Source organism: Geobacillus sp. G4, from assembly GCF_040327975.1.
Taxonomy (GTDB): domain Bacteria; phylum Bacillota; class Bacilli; order Bacillales; family Anoxybacillaceae; genus Geobacillus; species Geobacillus thermoleovorans.
Window position 1 is genome coordinate 1 of the sequence record NZ_JBEPJY010000020.1, and the last position, 17,519, is coordinate 17,519.

Sequence of the window (17,519 nt, forward strand, 5' to 3'; positions counted from 1 at the left end):
TTCGCATTTTTTGTATCCTCTATTTTCCCTATGCATACCTATCTTAAAATCTCAAGTACAACTTGTGGTGAAGAGCCTGCTTTTTATAGTGAGTATGTAGAAGCAGTATATTACTCAGATCATGTCGCCTACTCTCACATGCATGACGTTTATTTATCGAAAGTTTTTCCGATAGAGTATGATATGGAAAATATACTCATCATGAAAAGAAATTTGGAAATTGTATCAAGCTTTTTTTCTAATCAAATACTCCTAGAGAATATTACACAAAATAAACTATCTAACAGAAGTCGATTAAACGAGGGGAGATTTTTTAAAGAATTACTGAAGGATGCAAACTCTCGTATAAAAATATTGTTCGATGTTACAAATGCTTATGTAACAGCCTTAAATAATAACTATGCTTTCGAAGAATATGTTTCAGAATATCCTTTTGAAAAAATCGAGTGCATTCATGTATCTGGATTCGAGAGGGACAATGAGGGGGTGTTGAGAGATACACATTCCAATTCCCTTAATGAAGAGATTTTAATATCAACAGAGTGGATATTGCAACGCACCAATCCAAAGTACATACTTATAGAAAGGGATTTTAATGTTCAATGTATAGATGATGTGTTAGAGGACATTTATAAACTGAGACGTATCGTTCATAAGAGATGAGTAACTTGTAAATTTGATATGGATCTCCTTAGCATGCCCCTTTCTTTTTGCGCATATATTCGTAAAAAGGAGGGGTGTGGGAATGAAAAAGCGTGTGGAAAATGCGTCGTTGTTGTATATTGTTCAGCCGAATTTAGGACCGAAAACGTGTTATATGCAACAGACGTTTCGAACGAAAAAAGAAAAGCCGTCGTATCCGCCGCCGTCATTTGCGAATTTTCGTGACATGAATACGGCTGAGCGCCTTGAATTTTTAGCGACGCTTCCGAATGAACTTCGACCGGTGACGTGTGAATTGAAAACGAAAAACCGCACGTATGAAGGCATTGTTCAAACGTGCGATAAGAAAAAAGTCGTCTTTATCGTAAGTGATGAAGAAAAAACGATCACGATCCCGCTCGAACATATCGTATCGGTATCGCTTATTGGCAAATCTTAATATACACACGTTCCAGCTGCTCGGCTGTGTTTGCGAAGGAAAACATTGTTTCCGCTCGTTTTCGTCCTTCGTAAGCAAGTGCGAGCGCTTTTTCTTTATTCCCTAGCAATTCGCATATCGCCTGGGCGAATGCTTTTGGTGACGCATAGTCGTCAATGACGAGCCCGTTTTTGTTATGTTCGATCACTTCGCGATTTCCGCCGCGGTTTGTCGTAATGATTGGCACGCCTGCCGCCATCGCTTCGTAATGCACGCGGGCGAGCGGCTCGTGCCATTGCGAACTGCAAACGAACACATCGCCTATCGTGAATATGTGTGGAATATGTTCAGACGGGATGTAGTTTGTAAATTGAATTCGGTCGTTGTAAGGTTTTGCTAGTTGATGAAGAAAGCGTACGTAATCGTTCGCCCGATTGTCGCTGAACCATTTCCCTCCAACGATGACGAGCTTTGCGTTTCGATGTTTAGCTAATACGTGATTCATACTTTCGATTAACACGTGTACTCCTTTTGTTTTGCTTAACCGCCCGATAAATAAAATAACGTCATCTTCTTCAACAAAAAAACGTTGGCGCATATCGGTGCGCATTTGTTTTCCTTCGTCTGTCCATGGCGGCATGTAGCGCGTCGCATCGACGCCGGAGTAGATGACTTGAATACGATCGTTCGGGACATCGTATCGTTTTGTGACGGTGCGTTTCATATATTCGCTCACGGTTGTGATGGCGTCCACTTCCGCAATGACTTGTTTTGCAACGTCTGGTGGCATTTTCATCGGCGAAAACATATCGTTATGCAAACTTACGACGAAGCGGCTGTTTGGCGCGGCTTGTTTGTAAAACAGCACGTTTGCGGGACGGTTAAAGACGTGAATGACATGAAATGTTCGTTTTTTCAATTCATTTTTCGACAAAAGAAATTTTAAAGGCGATTACCTCATCAACGATTACAACGGTTGTCGTCTTTTTGCCGCTTGGCTTTGTTGGCGGAATTACCGGTGAATTTTTCTTGCCATTTGCGTTAACGATTGTTTTCTCGTTACTTATGTCATTGCTTGTTGCGGTCACCATTGTGCCGATTTTAGCGAAATTCTCCTTCAAAAAAGTTCCGTCTGAAGAAAAAGAAGGAGCGTTGCAGCGTGTTTATGGACAAGTCATTGCTTGGGCATTAAACCATAAAGCGGTTATTTTATTGATATCGGTTGTGTTGCTTGTAAGTTCTTTTGCGCTTGTGCCCAAATTAGGGTTCGTGTTTTTGCCAAATGAGGAACAAAAGACGCTAGTCGCCAGCATCGAGCTCCCATCTTCGACATCACTTGAAAAAACAAACGATGTTTCGTTAAAAATCGAAAAGATGGTTGAGACGTTCCAACAACTTGGTTTGGCGATGGTAGTTGCCATCGGTCTGGTATATGTTACCATGCTGATCACATTTGGAAAGGCACGAATTCCATTTATCATTTTATCCTCGCTCATTTTCGTTCCGATTGGTTCGCTTCTCGGGTTGTATGCCGCTAACGAACCGATGTCGGTGAGTGTGATGATCGGGTTGTTAATGTTAATCGGCATTGTCACAACAAACGCGATTGTCCTTGTGGACCGCATCGGGCAAAATCGCGAACAAAAAGGAATGACGATTCGCGATGCACTCATTGAGGCAGGAAAAACGCGCTTGCGTCCGATTTTAATGACGGCGTTTGCGACGGTGGCTGCCCTCATTCCGCTTGCATTGACGAAAGCATCAGGAACGTTAATTTCCAAAGGGCTGGCTATTACAGTCATTAGTGGGCTTACTTCTTCTACATTGCTTACGCTAGTCATCGTTCCGGTGATGTATGAACTGTTCTTTATTGGACAAGTGAAATCAGAACGAAATCAGTAAAGAGAAAAGAGAGAGACTGATCTAAAACGTATTCGCGTTTTGGGTCAGTCCTTTTTCATCTTTTACCGAAGAACATTTCCGTACACGATTTGTCCGATATCCTGCTCTTGCTTTGGCCCATCTCCTGAACCGCAATGGAAGAAATCCTTCTTATTCATTAAAATAAAAAGTAAATCTCCGTCCGTCAAAAGAATTGAAAGGGATTGTTCGGAGAAATCAAAAAGTCGCTTTATCATCCTGAATCAAGAAGCCCCCCACTTCCACGCGTGAGCGTAGGTGGGAAAGTGTTCAAAGAAAGGGGATCAGAAAGATGGAACATAGTTCTTCGTCCCATGTTCCGCGAATGAAAGTGCTGATCGCTGATGACAATCCTTTTGTCCGCGAAGGGCTGCGGATCATCTTAAGCACGTATGATGAGTTTGACGTCGTAGCGACCGTAAGTGATGGGAGAGAGGCAGTGGACTATTGTCGACATCATGAAGTTGATGTCGCGTTATTGGATGTGCGCATGCCGAACATGAATGGAGTGGAAGCGACCAAGCTCCTATGCGAGCAGACGAAGACGAAGCCGCTCATCTTGACGACGTTTGATGATGATGAATACATTCTAGACGCCATTCAATACGGCGCAAAAGGATATTTTTTAAAAAATACGGACCCGGAACGAATCCGCGAAGCGATCAAAGCGGTGTATCACGGCCAAGTGGTAATGCAAGATATCGTGATGGATAAAATTAAGTCCAACCTAAAAGGAGAAACAGAGCCAGCGGTGAAAATCGACAAAAGCTTGTTTACGGAACGAGAGCTGGACATTATGGCCCTCATTGCGAAAGGGCTTTCGAATAAAGAGATTGCCAAACATCTATTTCTCTCTGAGGGAACGGTGGCCAATTACATCACATCGATTTTGGACAAAACCGGACTGCAGCATCGAACGCAAATTGCCGTTTATTACTTAACAGGAAAAATCGGTTGAGGGAGCGTTATGGAACTTTTGCTTCTGTTTTACAAACTCATTGTATGGGGATATACAGCGTTCGATTATATCTCATCGGAACAGAGGGAAGGATCTTGGTTTGTCCTGTCCTCTCTGATTTATTTTTGTCTCAGTTTGTTTGCTTCTATCGTTCGAAATGTGAGGTGGAAAAAGAGAGCGGCGCTGTGTTCCGTCGTTCTTGTGATTCTGTCGAGCGTCTATGTGGAGCCGTTATTTGTTTTATTGTTGCCTTTCAATGGATATGAGTTGGCTTCGTTCTACATTCCCCGACTATGGGGGATATGGGCGGCGCTGCTTGTTCCGATTGTTTGGCTTGATCCATCGGCGGGGAAATTATACGGCTTTGTGGCATTGTTCAGTTTTGTCAGCGTGACGGCAGTCAAGCGGCACATCGAGCGGATGGAACAACAAGAAGATCGTCTCGATCAGATGCGCCATGATTTGCATCGGCTGACAAGAAGGATCAGCGAATATCATCAATACATCAAGCAGTCGGAATATACGTTGCAGTTGGAAGAACGGAATCGTCTGTCGCAGCGCATCCATGATCAAATCGGCCACTCGCTCGCTGGAGCGCTCATTCAGATGGAGGCGGCCAAACGGTTGATGGATGGGGACCGCGACAAGGCGAAACAATTGTTGGAAAACGCCATCCACATTTCCAAAGAAGGCATGGAACAAATCCGGATGACATTAAAACAGATTAAACCGCCGCTCGAGCAAATCGGACTGAATCGTGTGAAATTATTCATTGAGGAATTTTCCGCTCAACATCATCTCCCGGTTCCGCTCGTATGTAAAGGGGATTTGGATGTCATTACGCCGATCCAATGGAAAGTGATTTATGAGAACATTGCCGAGGCGTTGACGAATGCGGTCAAATACGCCGAGGCCACCGCCATTGCCGTGGAGATTCACGTCTTGAATCGCATCATTAAAGTGGAAGTGAAAGACAATGGCAAAGGTGCGGCCAAGATCAAGAAAGGACTTGGAATCATCGGTATGGAGGAACGGGCGGCCTCTGTCCATGGCACGGTCATTGTCGATGGAACGAACGGTTTTTCTGTCACGACGTTGCTTCCGATTCATGAGTAAATCGTGAACTTTCTCATATCAACGAGATGAATTCCTGCACTAACAGGAGTTCATCTTTTTTTCTATAATGAATGGCACCAAGCATGGAAAGAAGGTGGAACGATGAACATTTTAGAGATCAAACAAGTGACCAAAAAATTTGGTGACTTCATCGCTGTCGATCATATGTCTCTTACGGTTGCGCAAGGGGAAATTTTTGGCTTCCTCGGAGCCAATGGCGCGGGAAAAAGCACCACGATTAATATGATTGCCGGGTTGCTGCGCCCAAACGCAGGTGAAATCAAGATTCTCGGCAAGGACATCGCCAAGCATGGCCAGTTTGCCAAACAACACATCGGCATTGTTCCCCAAGAGATCGCCATCTATGAAAATTTGACGGCGTATGAGAATGTTGAATTTTTTGCCGGGTTGTATGGACTGCGCGGCGCGGAGCTGCGCCAGCGGGTTGAAGAGGCGCTCGAGTTTGTCGGTTTAAGCGATAAGCGCAAAATTTATCCGAAACATTTCTCAGGGGGAATGAAACGGAGGCTCAATATCGCCTGCGCTCTTGCCCATCGGCCGAAGCTCATCATTATGGACGAACCAACAGTCGGCATCGATCCGCAGTCGCGAAATTATATTTTGGCTTCGGTGAAAAAGCTCAATGAGATGGGATGCACGATCATTTATACAAGCCACTATATGGAGGAAGTGGAGGAGATTTGCACACGGATCGCCATCATTGATCATGGAAAGATCATCGCAGAGGGGACAAAGGAGCAGCTGGAAGCGATTATCACCGATACAAAAGATATTTGGCTGGAAATCAGGGGGATGGATCGGCTCAACAAGCAGCATCTTCAAGACATTCCCGGGGTCAAGGCGGTGCAATGTGAAGAAAATATGATCAAAATCAGTTCGGATATCAGTGTCAATAATTTAAACGAAATTGTGCAATGCCTGATCAATGACGGTGTCGAAATCCGTTCGCTTGAAGACAAATCACCGAACTTGGAAACGGTCTTTCTGGCGCTGACGGGGAGAAATTTGCGGGATTAGCTGTTTGGAGTGCCATCATGCGAGGGAGGTGCTTCTTTTGAATATTTTTCGCATTGCAGCCAAGGAAATCAAAAGCGATTTTCGTGATGTCCGGACGCTATTTTTTATGCTGCTGTTTCCGATCGTACTGATGTTCATCTTAGGAACAGCCCTTTCCAACACGTTTCACTGGACGATTTCCGTCGGTGATGTACACGTCTTGTACAACGATCAAAAAGCAGGGCCGTTGTCGCCGTATATTCAAACGATGATCCAAGCAGGGAAGAAAGCCCACATCGATTTTCAAAAGGCATCCGACCGGATAAAAGGAACGAAAGCGGTGCAGGAAGGAAAAGCGGATGGATACATCGAGATCGGCCCGCGTGGAGTGGAGTTGTACACCAATGAACGCAACAAGATCAAAGGAAGTCTTGTTGAGGGGGTGATGGCCGCGTTTGTCGGCCGATACGAGCTGGCGATGGCCGTTTCAGAGGTGAAGCCCGGTTTTGTTCCATCAAATAAAAGTGTGCATGATGAGTATATTCAAGAACGGTCGCTGCATTCCAAGCGCAAACCGGGAGCCATGGATTATTATGCGGTGGCGATGACGACGATGATCGCTTTGTACAGCGCATTGCCGGGCAGTTCGTTGCTGCGGGGGGAGCGAACGCGGAAGACGGCTGATCGCCTTTTGGCTGCTCCTGTTCGCAAAAGCGAGATTTTTATTGGAAAGCTGGCCGGGAACGTCGCGGCGAATTTTCTTTGTGTTGCGGTCGTCATGTTGTTCAGCAAATGGGTGTTTCATGCCGATTGGGGGCATCACGTAAGTCTCGTATGGTTGCTTATGTTGACCGAGGTGGTCTTAGCCATCAGCTTTGGTCTAGGGATGAGCTATATGGCAAGGACGGAAGGAGCGGCGCGAACGATTGCGATGGTCATCATTCAGCTGTCTTCCTTTTTCGGCGGCGCTTATTTTCCGATCGATGAAACAGCATGGTATGCCCATTTGTCTCCGCTTTCTTGGATGAATGAAACGATTTTCAAAATCGTGTATGCGAACGATTTGTCAAGCGTCGTTCCAACTATGCTGCTTAATATCGGTATAGCGGCGTTGTTTTTATTGATCGCGGTGGCATCTGTAGCGAGACGGGAGGGATTATAAGGTGAATGACGTCATCTGGTTGGTGAGATATACGTTAAAGCGAACGTTCCGTCGGAAAATCAATTTTTTGTTATATTTTGGAACTCCGTTGGCGGCGATCCTTTTGTCTTTGTTTGCGGCCGGGGGCAACCCTGTCAAGGAAGTTCGCATTGGAATCGTCAATGAGGATCAAGGACGGATTACCGATGATACGATCCGTTTTCTGAAAAGCCTTGATCATCTCTCCGTGAAAAGCGTGAAGTTATCAGCGGTCGATGAGCAAATCACCTCGCAAAAGATGGATGGCGTGCTGATTTTTCGCCAAGGGTTTTCCGAAAGCGTCCAGCACGGCCAGCCCCGGCCGATAGAACTTGTCTCGCTCAAGGGAACGGAAATCACGATGTTCATCAAGTCGTACTTGCATGAATACATCGATCATCTGGCGACATTGGGGCGATTGGCCAATGGGGATCGTGATCTCTTTTGGAAGATGTATGAACGGTATCAACAAGCGCCGTTCCGCCTGTCCGTTCACTCGCTGCCCGACACAGCCAAACAAAAAGGGGTCACGTATCAAACGATCGGTTATTTGGTCATGATTATGTTGATGTCAGCGGGGAATTTGACTGAGATCATCATCAAAGAAAAAGAAGAGCGCACCTATTCTCGTTTATTGACAACACCGATTCAGGCGAGAACGTATGTGTTATCGAATATCGTGGTGAATTTGTTGATTATGACGGCACAAATCATCGTGACAATCGTGGCAATGAAGAACATCTTTCATATTGATCCTAATATTTCGATGTGGCAAATGGCCCTGGTGCTCCTGCTTTTCTCTTTATCCGCGATCGGCTTGTCTTTGATTACAGTGATGTTTGCGAACAGCTCTGCTTCCGCCGGGGCGCTGCAGCCATTGATTACCGTGCCGACATGTATGCTGGCCGGCTGTTTTTGGCCGGTCGAGCTGATGCCGAAATTTTTGCAAAAAGCGGCATATTTTATACCGCAACGGTGGGCGCTCGATTTTTTGGTAAAGCTGCAGGAGGGGCGCTCTTTCGGAAGTTTGTATTGGCATCTGTTGATTCTTCTCGCCTTTGCGCTGACCTTTTTCCTTCTGGCTGTTTACAAGTTTAGCCGAAGCCAACAGAGTGGACAGTTTGTATAATGCCCAGCGGTCTATGTTTTCTTGTATGGCTGTGTGGGGGCTTTCATCATATCGAACAAGTCGATCAGCGGGAATGTCAGGTGCAGTCGTTCTTTTTGACTGCGCCTTATTTGTTGGCCCTGGGGAAGTATCTATGGCATTTTGGAGTGCCACGCTTATGCTAATAGTGCTATATTCCTAAACGACGAAGAATGTGAAAGGAGAAGAAAGATGGTCAAAATTTTTCTCGATCCAGGGCATGGTGGGAACGATACTGGCGCGGTCGGCAACGGGTTGTTGGAAAAAGACATTACGTTGTTTATCGCTCTCGAAATCAATCGTCTGCTGCAAAATGAGTATGAAGGAGTTTCCGTGCAGTTGAGCCGGACAAAAGATGAAACGGTGCCGCTTGATGAGCGGACGGACCGGGCCAATCGCTGGGGGGCCAATTTGTACGTCTCCATTCACGTGAACGCGGGTGGCGGCACTGGATATGAAGATTATATTTATAATCGGCTCGATGACAATTCGGCAACAGCCCGCATTCGCGATGCCATTCATGAAGAAGTCGTCAAAGCTGCGGGATTTCGCGATCGTGGGAAAAAGAAAGCGAATTTTCATGTGCTAAGGGAGACCGCGATGCCAGCCGTGCTCACGGAGAACGGGTTTATTGACCGGGAAGAGGATGCAGAAAAACTGAATGACACCCAGTTTCTGCGAACGGTCGCACGAGGGCATGTAAACGGAATCGCGCGAGCATTTGGCCTGCAGAAAAAGCGAAAAACAGCATTAACGCGCGTGATTGTTGATGGGACGCAAGTCGGCGTTTTTGCCAAAAGGGAAAACGTGCTGCGCCAAGTGGAGCATTATTTAGGAAGAGCGAAGCGGATTGTGCTTGAGCAAGTCGAGGAATGACGGGAACGCTTGCCTAGTTTTCAGCTAGGCGAGCGTTTTTACGTTCGTTCGTCCTAGTGGAAAGGCCGCCTCCTCCTTTGTCCAGCCGTCATATGAGTATAGCGAGAAACAAAGGAAGGGGGAAAAGACATGTTTGGCTATTCAATAGTGCAGTTAGCCCGCCGGCACGCGGGGCGGCTGGACCGTCCTCTCCGCCATGCGCTTGTCAATATGTACAAGCCGATGACACGCATGCCGTGCATTTTTCACCGCTGGATCGAGCGCTGGCTGCGGAAATGGCGGACGCTTTCCGTCTTGATTGAAGTCGAAAATGCTGAAGGGATGGAGGCAGTGGCCAAGGCGGAACGCGATCATTTCCGTATGAAAGTACGCCACCATTTTCGCCATGTTCCCTTCTACAGCGCACGGGTGACGCCGGCGGCGCTTGAGCAACTGCTTGAACATCCAAAAGTGAAGAAAGTGTATTTTAACCGTACGGTGAAAGCGTTATTAAACAACGCAGTGCCGTCGGCCAATGCGAAACGCGTGGCGGTCAACGGGACGGAGTTGAGTGGAAAGGGAGTGACGATCGCTATTGTCGACACGGGGATTTACCCGCACCCGGACTTGGAGGGGAGGATTGCTGCCTTTGTAGATTTCGTCAATGGGCGTACGACGCCATATGATGACAACGGACACGGTACGCACTGCGCTGGTGATGCCGCTGGGAACGGGCGCATGTCCGATGGGCTGTATGCTGGACCGGCGTACGAGGCAAACCTTATCGGCGTTAAGGTGCTCGACCGTTCAGGAAGCGGGACGCTGGAAACGATCATGCGCGGCATTGAATGGTGCATCGATTACAATGAAAGACATCCATCGAAACGAATCGATATTATTTCCTTATCGCTCGGAGGGGAGCCGCAACCGTTTCCGATAGAAAATGATGACCCACTCGTGCAAGTCGCGGAGCAGGCGTGGGAGCAGGGTATTGTCGTCTGTGCGGCGGCAGGGAATGAAGGGCCGAATTATGGGACGATTTCAAGCCCCGGCATTAGCGACCGCATCATTACCGTCGGTGCTCTTGACGATCATGATACGGCGACAACGCGCGCCGACGATGATGTGGCGTCGTTTTCAAGCCGAGGGCCGACGGAGTACGGGGTGACAAAACCGGATCTCGTCGTCCCAGGGGTCAACATTATTTCGCTTCGCGCCCCGCGTTCATTTCTTGACAAGATGAATAAGCAAAGCCGGGTCGGTGACCATTATATATCGATGTCCGGCACGTCGATGGCGACGCCGATTTGCGCCGGCATTGTCGCGTTGATGCTTCAGGCCAAACCAAATGCAACGCCGGATGAAATCAAGCGGGCGTTAAAAGACGGCGCCGATTTGTGGAAAGGGCGAGACCCGAACGTATATGGAGCAGGTTACGTGAATGGGAAACGGGCCATTGAGCAACTGCTGCAGCGCTAGAAAAAAAGAGGGAGGCGATCATTGATCGCTTCCCTCTTCACGGTTATTGTAATCATATTTTGACGGATCGACCGGCTTGAAGCCTTTCGGTGTATAGAACCGGAGCAAATCGCCATAGACGACTTTATCCGATAGGTCAAGCTTCGTACGGACGATTTGTTCGAGCCGCTGAATTTCCGGCGTGCTTTCAAGAGGTTCGCCTGTTTTCGTGTCATAGTACTTGCCGTTGACCGCTGTCACCTTCGGCGTGACAAAGTCGCCGTTGCGGAACGGAACGATTTCTTGATGTTCAGGTGACAGCAAATCCGTTCCAAAATGGACGTAATTTTTTGTATCAATGCCCAGCAGGTGCAAGACCGTCGGCAACAAATCGATTTGGCCGCCAAACTCGTGAATGACGCCGCCTTTTATGCCCGGCACGTGGATGAACAGCGGCACCCGTTGCAATTGCGCATGTTCATACGGCGTAATTTCTTTTCCTAAAATTTGCGCCATGGCTTTGTTATGATTTTCCGAAATGCCGTAATGGTCGCCGTACAAAATGATGACCGAGCGGTCGTACAGACCCGATTTTTTCAAGTAGTCAAAGAACTCTTTCACTGCTTCATCCAAATAGCGTGCCGTTTGGAAATAACGGTCGACCGAGCCGTCGCCTGTCGTCGCCGGCGGGATCGTCGCATCCTCCTCGCTGATCGGGTATGGGAAATGATTCGACAGCGTAATAAATTTCACATAGAACGGTTCTTTCAATGTTTCTAATAGCGGGATCGACTCCCGGAAGAACGGTTTATCTTTCAGACCGTAGTTCAAGACGTCCTCGTCGTTCATATCGTAGTAGCTGGCGTCAAAGAAATGGTCAAAGCCGAACGACTTGTAAATTTCATCGCGGTTCCAGAACGTTTTGTAGTTGCCGTGGAAGACGGCGCTTGTATAGCCGTATTGGTGCAAAATGGCCGGAGCCGCCTGATACGTGTTTTGTCCTTTCGTCGTAAAGACAGCGCCTTGCGGCAAGCCAAACAGCGAGTTTTCGAGCATAAACTCCGCATCCGACGTTTTCCCTTGTCCTGTTTGATGGAAGAAGTTATCGAAATAGAACGTGTTCGGATCGCGGGTGAGCGAGTTTAAGAACGGGGTGACTTCTTCACCGTTCAACTTATAGTTAATCACAAAGTTTTGCAGCGACTCTAAATGAATGTAAATGACGTTTTTCCCTTTCGCCACGCCGAAATATTTCGGGTTCGGTTTGGCATACGTCGCCTGCACATAGTTCAGCACAGTCGTGATGTCGCTTTTGTTTGCGAACGCCCGCTGCGTCGATGATTTCATGCTTTGGAACGCATCGTAAATCAAATAGTTGTACACGCCTAAATATTTGACGATATAGTTGCGGTCGAACGTTCTTGTCAAGAGCTGCGGGCGGTCGGTCTCAGCGAGCGCCAAGTTGATGCTGAACATCAGAATGGCCGAAGCGAAAATGGCGCCTTTTTTGAATCGGCCGGCCTGCACTTCCGGGAGCGAGAATCGCTTCGAGAAAACGATCACCGCCAAAATGATCGTATCCAAGAAATAGAACACGTCATACCAGCGGAGCAACTCCCAAATGCTTCTGCCGAGATCGCCGAAGTTTTTCGTTTGCGTCAACGTCGGGAATGTAATGAAATCGCTGAAAAAGCGATAATAAACGATATTGGCGTATAAGATGAATGATAAAATGAAATTAATAATAATGAGCCACTTGTACACACGCGTTTCCTTGGCGAACAGCGCCAATCCAAGGAAGAATACCGCCGAGCTGATCGGGTTGATGAACAATAAAAACTCCTGCATGGAGTTGCTGATGCCAAGGTTAAATTCCGCTAAATAGGCGGCGTACGTCTTCAACCAAAATAAGAGCACGGCAAAAATAAAAAAGCCAATGTATTGGTTAGGGAGAGAACGACATTTTTTCAACCATTTTTCCCAAATTGCCTTCACGTCCTCTTCTCCTCCTTTGCCTCGTATTCTTAACGATGCTTCTATGTTTATATCAACAGCCGTTGCCCACAGCAACAAACGTTTTATTCTTACATGATTTTACATCGGAACGTCTCCATGTCAAGTAGCATAATACGTCTGTTGCCAAAAGTCAATGGAATGTTTTTATGGGACTGGTGCAAGCCCCCTTCCGCGCTTCAATGCCTGTGTGGTCCCAGTCGGACTGCCATTTGCCATTCATATAGACGAACGGAGACGGAAAAGGTTTCAATGCATCCACATTCTTGAAGTCGGTGGCCATGCCCTTTATCCATTTTATTATGCAGAAAGAATGTTATGATGAAAATGGTTTAGAGTACCCGAACAAGCTTGTTTTTGGTATATTTTTTCTATGCATCATCCACAACTATAAAGAGGCGATTATGTGAGCGAGGGGGAAGGGATGGGGCTTTGAATGCGAACCGTAAATTTTTCGATCCGCCGAAAGTATTAGTGTCCGGCTTTGCCTTGATTATTTTGGTTGGAGCTTTCTTGTTGATGCTGCCGACGGCGACCGTTGACGGAAAAGGACTTCCGTTTTTAGACGCCTTGTTTACGGCGACATCTGCTACGTGCGTGACCGGACTTGTTGTGGTTGATACGGGGACGACGTTCACGTTGTTCGGCCAGCTGGTCATTTTAGCGCTGATCCAAGTGGGCGGGCTTGGATTTATGACATTTGCTACGTTGTTTGCCTTTTTGCTCGGCAAGCGGATTTCCTTGAAAGAGCGGTTGTTGCTGCAAGAGGCGCTCAATCAGCTGAGCATCGAAGGGATTGTTCGGCTCGTGAAACGCATTCTCGTTTTTACCGTCGTCATTGAGGGCATCGGCGGATTGCTGTTGGCGATTCGTTTCTCGTTCGATATGCCGTTTTGGAAAGCCGTGTACTTTGGGTTCTTTCATGCGATTTCCAACTTTAACAACGCCGGGTTTGATTTAATGGGTGAGTTCCGCAGCTTGACCGGCTATGTGGACGATCCGGTCGTCAGCCTTGTTGTGCCGATTTTGATTATTTTAGGCGGAATCGGCTTTATTGTCATGAATGAAGTGTATGAGTACCGGCAAACACGGCGGCTGTCTCTTCATACGAAGGTGGTGGTCATCACGACGGCATGGCTGGTGTTTGCCAGCATGGCGCTGATATTGCTGCTGGAGTGGAACAATCCGAAGACGATGGGGCCGCTGTCGCTCTCAGGCAAGTTTCTGTCCGCGTTTTACCAGGCGGTCACTCCGAGAACGGCGGGCTCGAATACGCTTAACATCCCGGATTTGACGCAGCCGACGCTGTTTTTGATCGTGTTTCTCATGTTTGTCGGCGCTTCCCCGGGTTCGACGGGCGGCGGAATCAAAACAACGACCTTTACGACGTTGCTCGGCGCGGTTTGGTCGCAAATTCGCGGGAAGGAAGACGTCATTTTGTTCCGAAAACGAATTGTCTATGATACGGTATACAAGTCGCTGACCGTGACCATGAGCGGGCTGTTTATCGTCATGTTTGTAACGATGGTGTTGACGATCACCGAGAGCGGAAAAGACTTTCTCATGATTTTATTCGAAGCGACGTCGGCGTTTGGGACTGTTGGACTATCGATGGGATTAACCCCTGAATTGTCTCCGCTTGGAAAAGCGATCATTATTTTCACGATGTTTGCCGGCCGCGTAGGCCCGTTGACGATCGCTTATGCGGTCACGCTGCGCCGTCAGCCCGATCCGTTCCGCTATCCGAAAGGGAAAATGATGATTGGATGAGTGAAAAACAGAAAAATGTCGGGAGCGTGAGCGAAGGGAAAATAATAAAGAAAAAATAAGCCCAAAAGCCCAGAAACTCGCTGTTTTCCTCCTTTTTCAAGGTTGGCGGAGGGACAAGCAAAGGGGTAAGATATGGAAGCAAGAACAACTTGATACGATGCGCTGAATCCGTCATGGAGCGGGGGACCCACTTGTTGCAACGCTCGTTGCTAGGGGTGAATCCGAAAGGACGGGCATCTCTCCAAGCCCGAACCCGACAGCTAACCTCGCAAGCGCTTTGGGGAGGGACGAGTATGGTTTTGAACCAAACGTAGCCGTTGAGCGCGTCCTCAGCGGTTTTTTCTTTTTGAATCAACTCGAATATGCTTTGGGAGGAACGGAAGCATGGCTTCGTTAAAACGTTTGTTGATTGGGAAACCGATGGAGACAAAACGGCTCAAACATGAAAAATTGCCGAAATGGAAAGCGTTGGCCGTTTTTTCTTCCGATGCGCTGTCATCGGTGGCTTACGCGACGGAAGAAATTTTGCTTGTGCTTGCTTTATTAGGGACAAGCGTCTTTTTCTATTCGCTGCCGATCGCGGTGGCGATTTTAGTATTGCTTTTGTTAGTGACCTTGTCGTATCGGCAAATCATTTACGCGTTTCCGTCCGGCGGCGGGGCGTATGTCGTCGCCCGCGACCATTTGGGGACGAAAATTAGTTTAGTGGCCGGGGCGGCGCTGATGATCGATTATATTTTAACTGTCGCCGTCAGCATCAGCTCCGGCGTCGCCGCGCTGACATCGGCGTTTCCGGGGCTGCTGCCGTGGAAAGTGGAGCTCGCTGTCGCTCTTGTCTTGCTTTTAATGGTGCTCAATTTACGCGGCATTACCGAATCCGCAACGGTTTTCGCCTACCCGACGTATGTGTTCATTGGCTTCGTTCTTGTGATGATCGCTGTCGGCGGGTGGCAGTTGTGGCAGGAAGGATGGCATGGGTTTACGATGCATGAGCATGCTTCCACAGCTCACATGTTTGCGTCCGGTTACAGTTTGTTTATTTTGCTGCGCGCCTTTTCATCGGGATGTTCGGCGATGACTGGGGTCGAAGCGATCAGCAACGGCGTGCCGGCGTTCCGGCCAGACAGTTCAAAAAACGCCGCCATTACGATGGGATGGATGTCCACATTGCTTGGCGTGATGTTTTTAGGCATCACCGTGTTGGCGGCGGGATTCGGCGTTACTCCGACCGAGCATCAAACGGTCATTTCGCAAATCGGACGCCATGTGTTTGGGAATGGTCTTTTGTTTTACTTGTTTCAGCTGGCGACGATGGTCATTTTAGTGCTCGCGGCGAATACGAGTTTTGCCGGGTTTCCGCAGTTGACGTCGATTATGGCGAAGGACGGTTTTTTGCCGAGAAGCTTGGCGGCCCGGGGCGATCGCCTTGTGTTTTCCAATGGCATTATATTGTTGAGCGTGCTGGCGATCGCATTGATCATCGCGTTTCATGCCAAAACCCATTCGCTCATCCCGCTTTATGCGGTTGGCGTCTTTCTTTCCTTTACGATCGGCCAGAGTGGGTTGATTAAAAAATTATGGAATCGGGAAGAAGGACGGAAATTCGGCGTGCTGCTCACCGTCGGAACGGGAGCGGTGGTCACCGGGATCGTCACGCTCGTCACGATGGTCGCCAAATTTACGCAAGGAGCCTGGATCGTTATCGTGGCGATTCCGTTGTTCGTCTGGATGTTCATCCGAATTCACGAGCATTACAAAAAACTTGGCGAGCAATTGCGGCTTGACGAACGGGAGTGGCAACAGCGCGGAAAACTGTTGAAACCAAAAGTCATTATTCCCATTTCCGGCGTCAGCAAAGTGGTCGCCCAATCCGTTCAGTACGCTCGCAGCATTTCCGACGACATTACGGCACTGTCGATTATTTTCGACGAAAAAGACGAACAAAAGCTGCGGCAAAAGTGGGAGAAGTTTTATCCGGACATTCCGTTGGAAGTCATCTATTCACCGTACCGAACCATTTTGTCGCCATTATTAGAATACATCACGAAAGCGGAAAAAGAAGCAGACCGCGCGCCGGTGACAGTGCTCTTGCCGCAATTTATCGTGAAAAAATGGTGGCATACGTTTTTGCATAACCAAACCGCAATCATTTTACGCTTTTTTCTGATTATGAAAAAAGATGTCGTTATTGCGACATTGCCGTATCATTTGCGGGAATAATGTCGAGAAAAGGGGAAACATTTCCCCGGAAATCGATGCGTGTCGAATGGCAAAAAAGTCCCCTCTCCGTACGAAATTGCATATCGTACCGCAGGGGGGATTCCTATGTGGTTATGGGTGTCCATGATTTTGCTCGCTTTCAGCGTGAGCATGGACAGCTTGAGCGTAGGCATTACGTATGGAATGGGTGGTGTCCGTTTTTCCTGCTTTTCGTTGGCGCTTATTGCATGCATGTCTGGAATGATGGTGTTTGTGTCTATGAACATCGGCCGTCTGTTGGCGCTTGTTTTGCCATTGCAAGTTGAGAGAGGGCTTGCTTCGGTCATTCTCATGGCGCTTGGCGGTTGGGCGATTTATAACGTCTATAAGCCAAAGGGAGACGGAAGCGATTCCTCTATGGAATGTGATGGAACAGGGGAGGCTAACCGATTCAGCGGCGCTGTTCAAGTATTGAAACGGCCTGAACTTGGGGATCTTGATCGTTCAGGCACGATCAGCCAAAAAGAAGCGTTGTTGATCGGGATCGCTTTGTCGATGGATTCATTTGGCGCCGGGATCAGTTCGTCGCTTTTGCATTTCCCGCCGCTTTCGTTTTCCCTGTTGGTTGGCGTATTTACTCTCATGTTCATCCGAGTCGGCTTATCGTTGGGGTACATGGTGTCGAAAACGGGAATCATGAAAAAGGCGACAATGCTGCCTGGGGTTGTGTTGATTGTCCTAGGGTTGATCAAATTATTTCGGTGACACCATGTTGGCGGCTCGTTCGTAATTCAAATGTGAAAAT

14 protein-coding genes, 1 pseudogene and 1 riboswitch are annotated in these 17,519 nt (G+C 47.9%); of the genes and pseudogenes, 13 read left to right on the forward strand and 2 right to left on the reverse strand.

Features of this window, described 5'->3' with window-relative positions:
* The coding region (locus tag ABS784_RS15105; RefSeq protein WP_352513039.1) for a multinuclear nonheme iron-dependent oxidase at positions 1–663 on the forward strand (663 nt) is incomplete at its 5' end.
* A gap of 82 nt (positions 664–745) precedes the next feature.
* Positions 746–1,102, forward strand: a complete 357-nt coding sequence (locus tag ABS784_RS15110) for a CotO family spore coat protein (RefSeq protein ID WP_352513041.1) — start codon at positions 746–748, stop codon at positions 1,100–1,102.
* On the opposite strand, the gene ABS784_RS15115 is transcribed toward ABS784_RS15110, so the two are convergent.
* Positions 1,086–2,000: a glycosyltransferase family 4 protein gene (locus ABS784_RS15115; protein ID WP_352513042.1), complete on the reverse strand. Its 915-nt coding sequence runs from the start codon at positions 1,998–2,000 to the stop codon at positions 1,086–1,088. The genes ABS784_RS15110 and ABS784_RS15115 overlap by 17 nt on opposite strands.
* Before the next feature lie 8 nt (positions 2,001–2,008).
* On the opposite strand from ABS784_RS15115, the pseudogene ABS784_RS15120 reads away from it, so the two are divergent.
* The 8 genes and pseudogenes from ABS784_RS15120 to ABS784_RS15155 all read left to right on the forward strand — a co-directional run.
* Positions 2,009–2,983: pseudogene (locus ABS784_RS15120) on the forward strand (efflux RND transporter permease subunit); the annotation flags it as partial.
* Between the two features lie 310 nt (positions 2,984–3,293).
* Positions 3,294–3,959: a response regulator gene (locus tag ABS784_RS15125; RefSeq protein ID WP_352513044.1), complete on the forward strand. Its 666-nt coding sequence runs from the start codon at positions 3,294–3,296 to the stop codon at positions 3,957–3,959.
* 9 nt (positions 3,960–3,968) lie between these two features.
* Complete coding sequence (locus ABS784_RS15130; RefSeq protein WP_352513046.1) at positions 3,969–5,075, forward strand: sensor histidine kinase; 1,107 nt, start codon at positions 3,969–3,971, stop codon at positions 5,073–5,075.
* A gap of 102 nt (positions 5,076–5,177) precedes the next feature.
* Positions 5,178–6,113 (forward strand): ABC transporter ATP-binding protein, encoded by a 936-nt coding sequence (locus ABS784_RS15135; RefSeq protein WP_352513048.1) that lies wholly within the window; start codon positions 5,178–5,180, stop codon positions 6,111–6,113.
* 37 nt (positions 6,114–6,150) lie between these two features.
* A complete protein-coding gene (locus tag ABS784_RS15140; RefSeq protein WP_023633379.1) occupies positions 6,151–7,254 on the forward strand; it encodes an ABC transporter permease in 1,104 nt (367 codons plus the stop codon).
* Between the two features lies 1 nt (position 7,255).
* Positions 7,256–8,401, forward strand: coding sequence for an ABC transporter permease (locus tag ABS784_RS15145; protein ID WP_023633378.1), 1,146 nt, complete (start codon positions 7,256–7,258; stop codon positions 8,399–8,401).
* Positions 8,402–8,611: 210 nt separating this feature from the next.
* On the forward strand, positions 8,612–9,295 hold the full coding sequence (locus ABS784_RS15150) for an N-acetylmuramoyl-L-alanine amidase family protein (RefSeq protein WP_352513051.1): 684 nt from the start codon (positions 8,612–8,614) through the stop codon (positions 9,293–9,295).
* 129 nt (positions 9,296–9,424) lie between these two features.
* Positions 9,425–10,753: a S8 family serine peptidase gene (locus tag ABS784_RS15155; protein WP_011229720.1), complete on the forward strand. Its 1,329-nt coding sequence runs from the start codon at positions 9,425–9,427 to the stop codon at positions 10,751–10,753.
* Positions 10,754–10,771: 18 nt separating this feature from the next.
* Here the strand turns inward: ABS784_RS15155 and ltaS are convergent, their stop codons facing one another.
* The gene (gene ltaS, locus ABS784_RS15160) at positions 10,772–12,727 is read right to left on the reverse strand and encodes a lipoteichoic acid synthase (protein ID WP_352513053.1); all 1,956 of its coding nucleotides are present in this window, start codon (positions 12,725–12,727) and stop codon (positions 10,772–10,774) included.
* 450 nt (positions 12,728–13,177) lie between these two features.
* Between ltaS and ABS784_RS15165 the strand changes: the two genes are divergently transcribed.
* The 3 genes from ABS784_RS15165 to ytaF all read left to right on the forward strand — a co-directional run bounded on the left by ABS784_RS15165 (position 13,178) and on the right by ytaF (position 17,479).
* Positions 13,178–14,515, forward strand: coding sequence for a TrkH family potassium uptake protein (locus tag ABS784_RS15165; protein ID WP_352513055.1), 1,338 nt, complete (start codon positions 13,178–13,180; stop codon positions 14,513–14,515).
* A 150-nt stretch (positions 14,516–14,665) separates the two neighbouring features.
* Positions 14,666–14,805, forward strand: a riboswitch (cyclic di-AMP (ydaO/yuaA leader).
* A 94-nt stretch (positions 14,806–14,899) separates the two neighbouring features.
* Positions 14,900–16,735 carry an APC family permease gene (locus tag ABS784_RS15170; protein WP_352513057.1) on the forward strand — a complete coding sequence of 612 codons (1,836 nt, stop codon included), beginning with the start codon at positions 14,900–14,902 and terminating at the stop codon, positions 16,733–16,735.
* 105 nt (positions 16,736–16,840) lie between these two features.
* Positions 16,841–17,479, forward strand: a complete 639-nt coding sequence (ytaF, locus tag ABS784_RS15175; protein WP_011229724.1) for a sporulation membrane protein YtaF — start codon at positions 16,841–16,843, stop codon at positions 17,477–17,479.
* Positions 17,480–17,519: the final 40 nt, after the last annotated feature.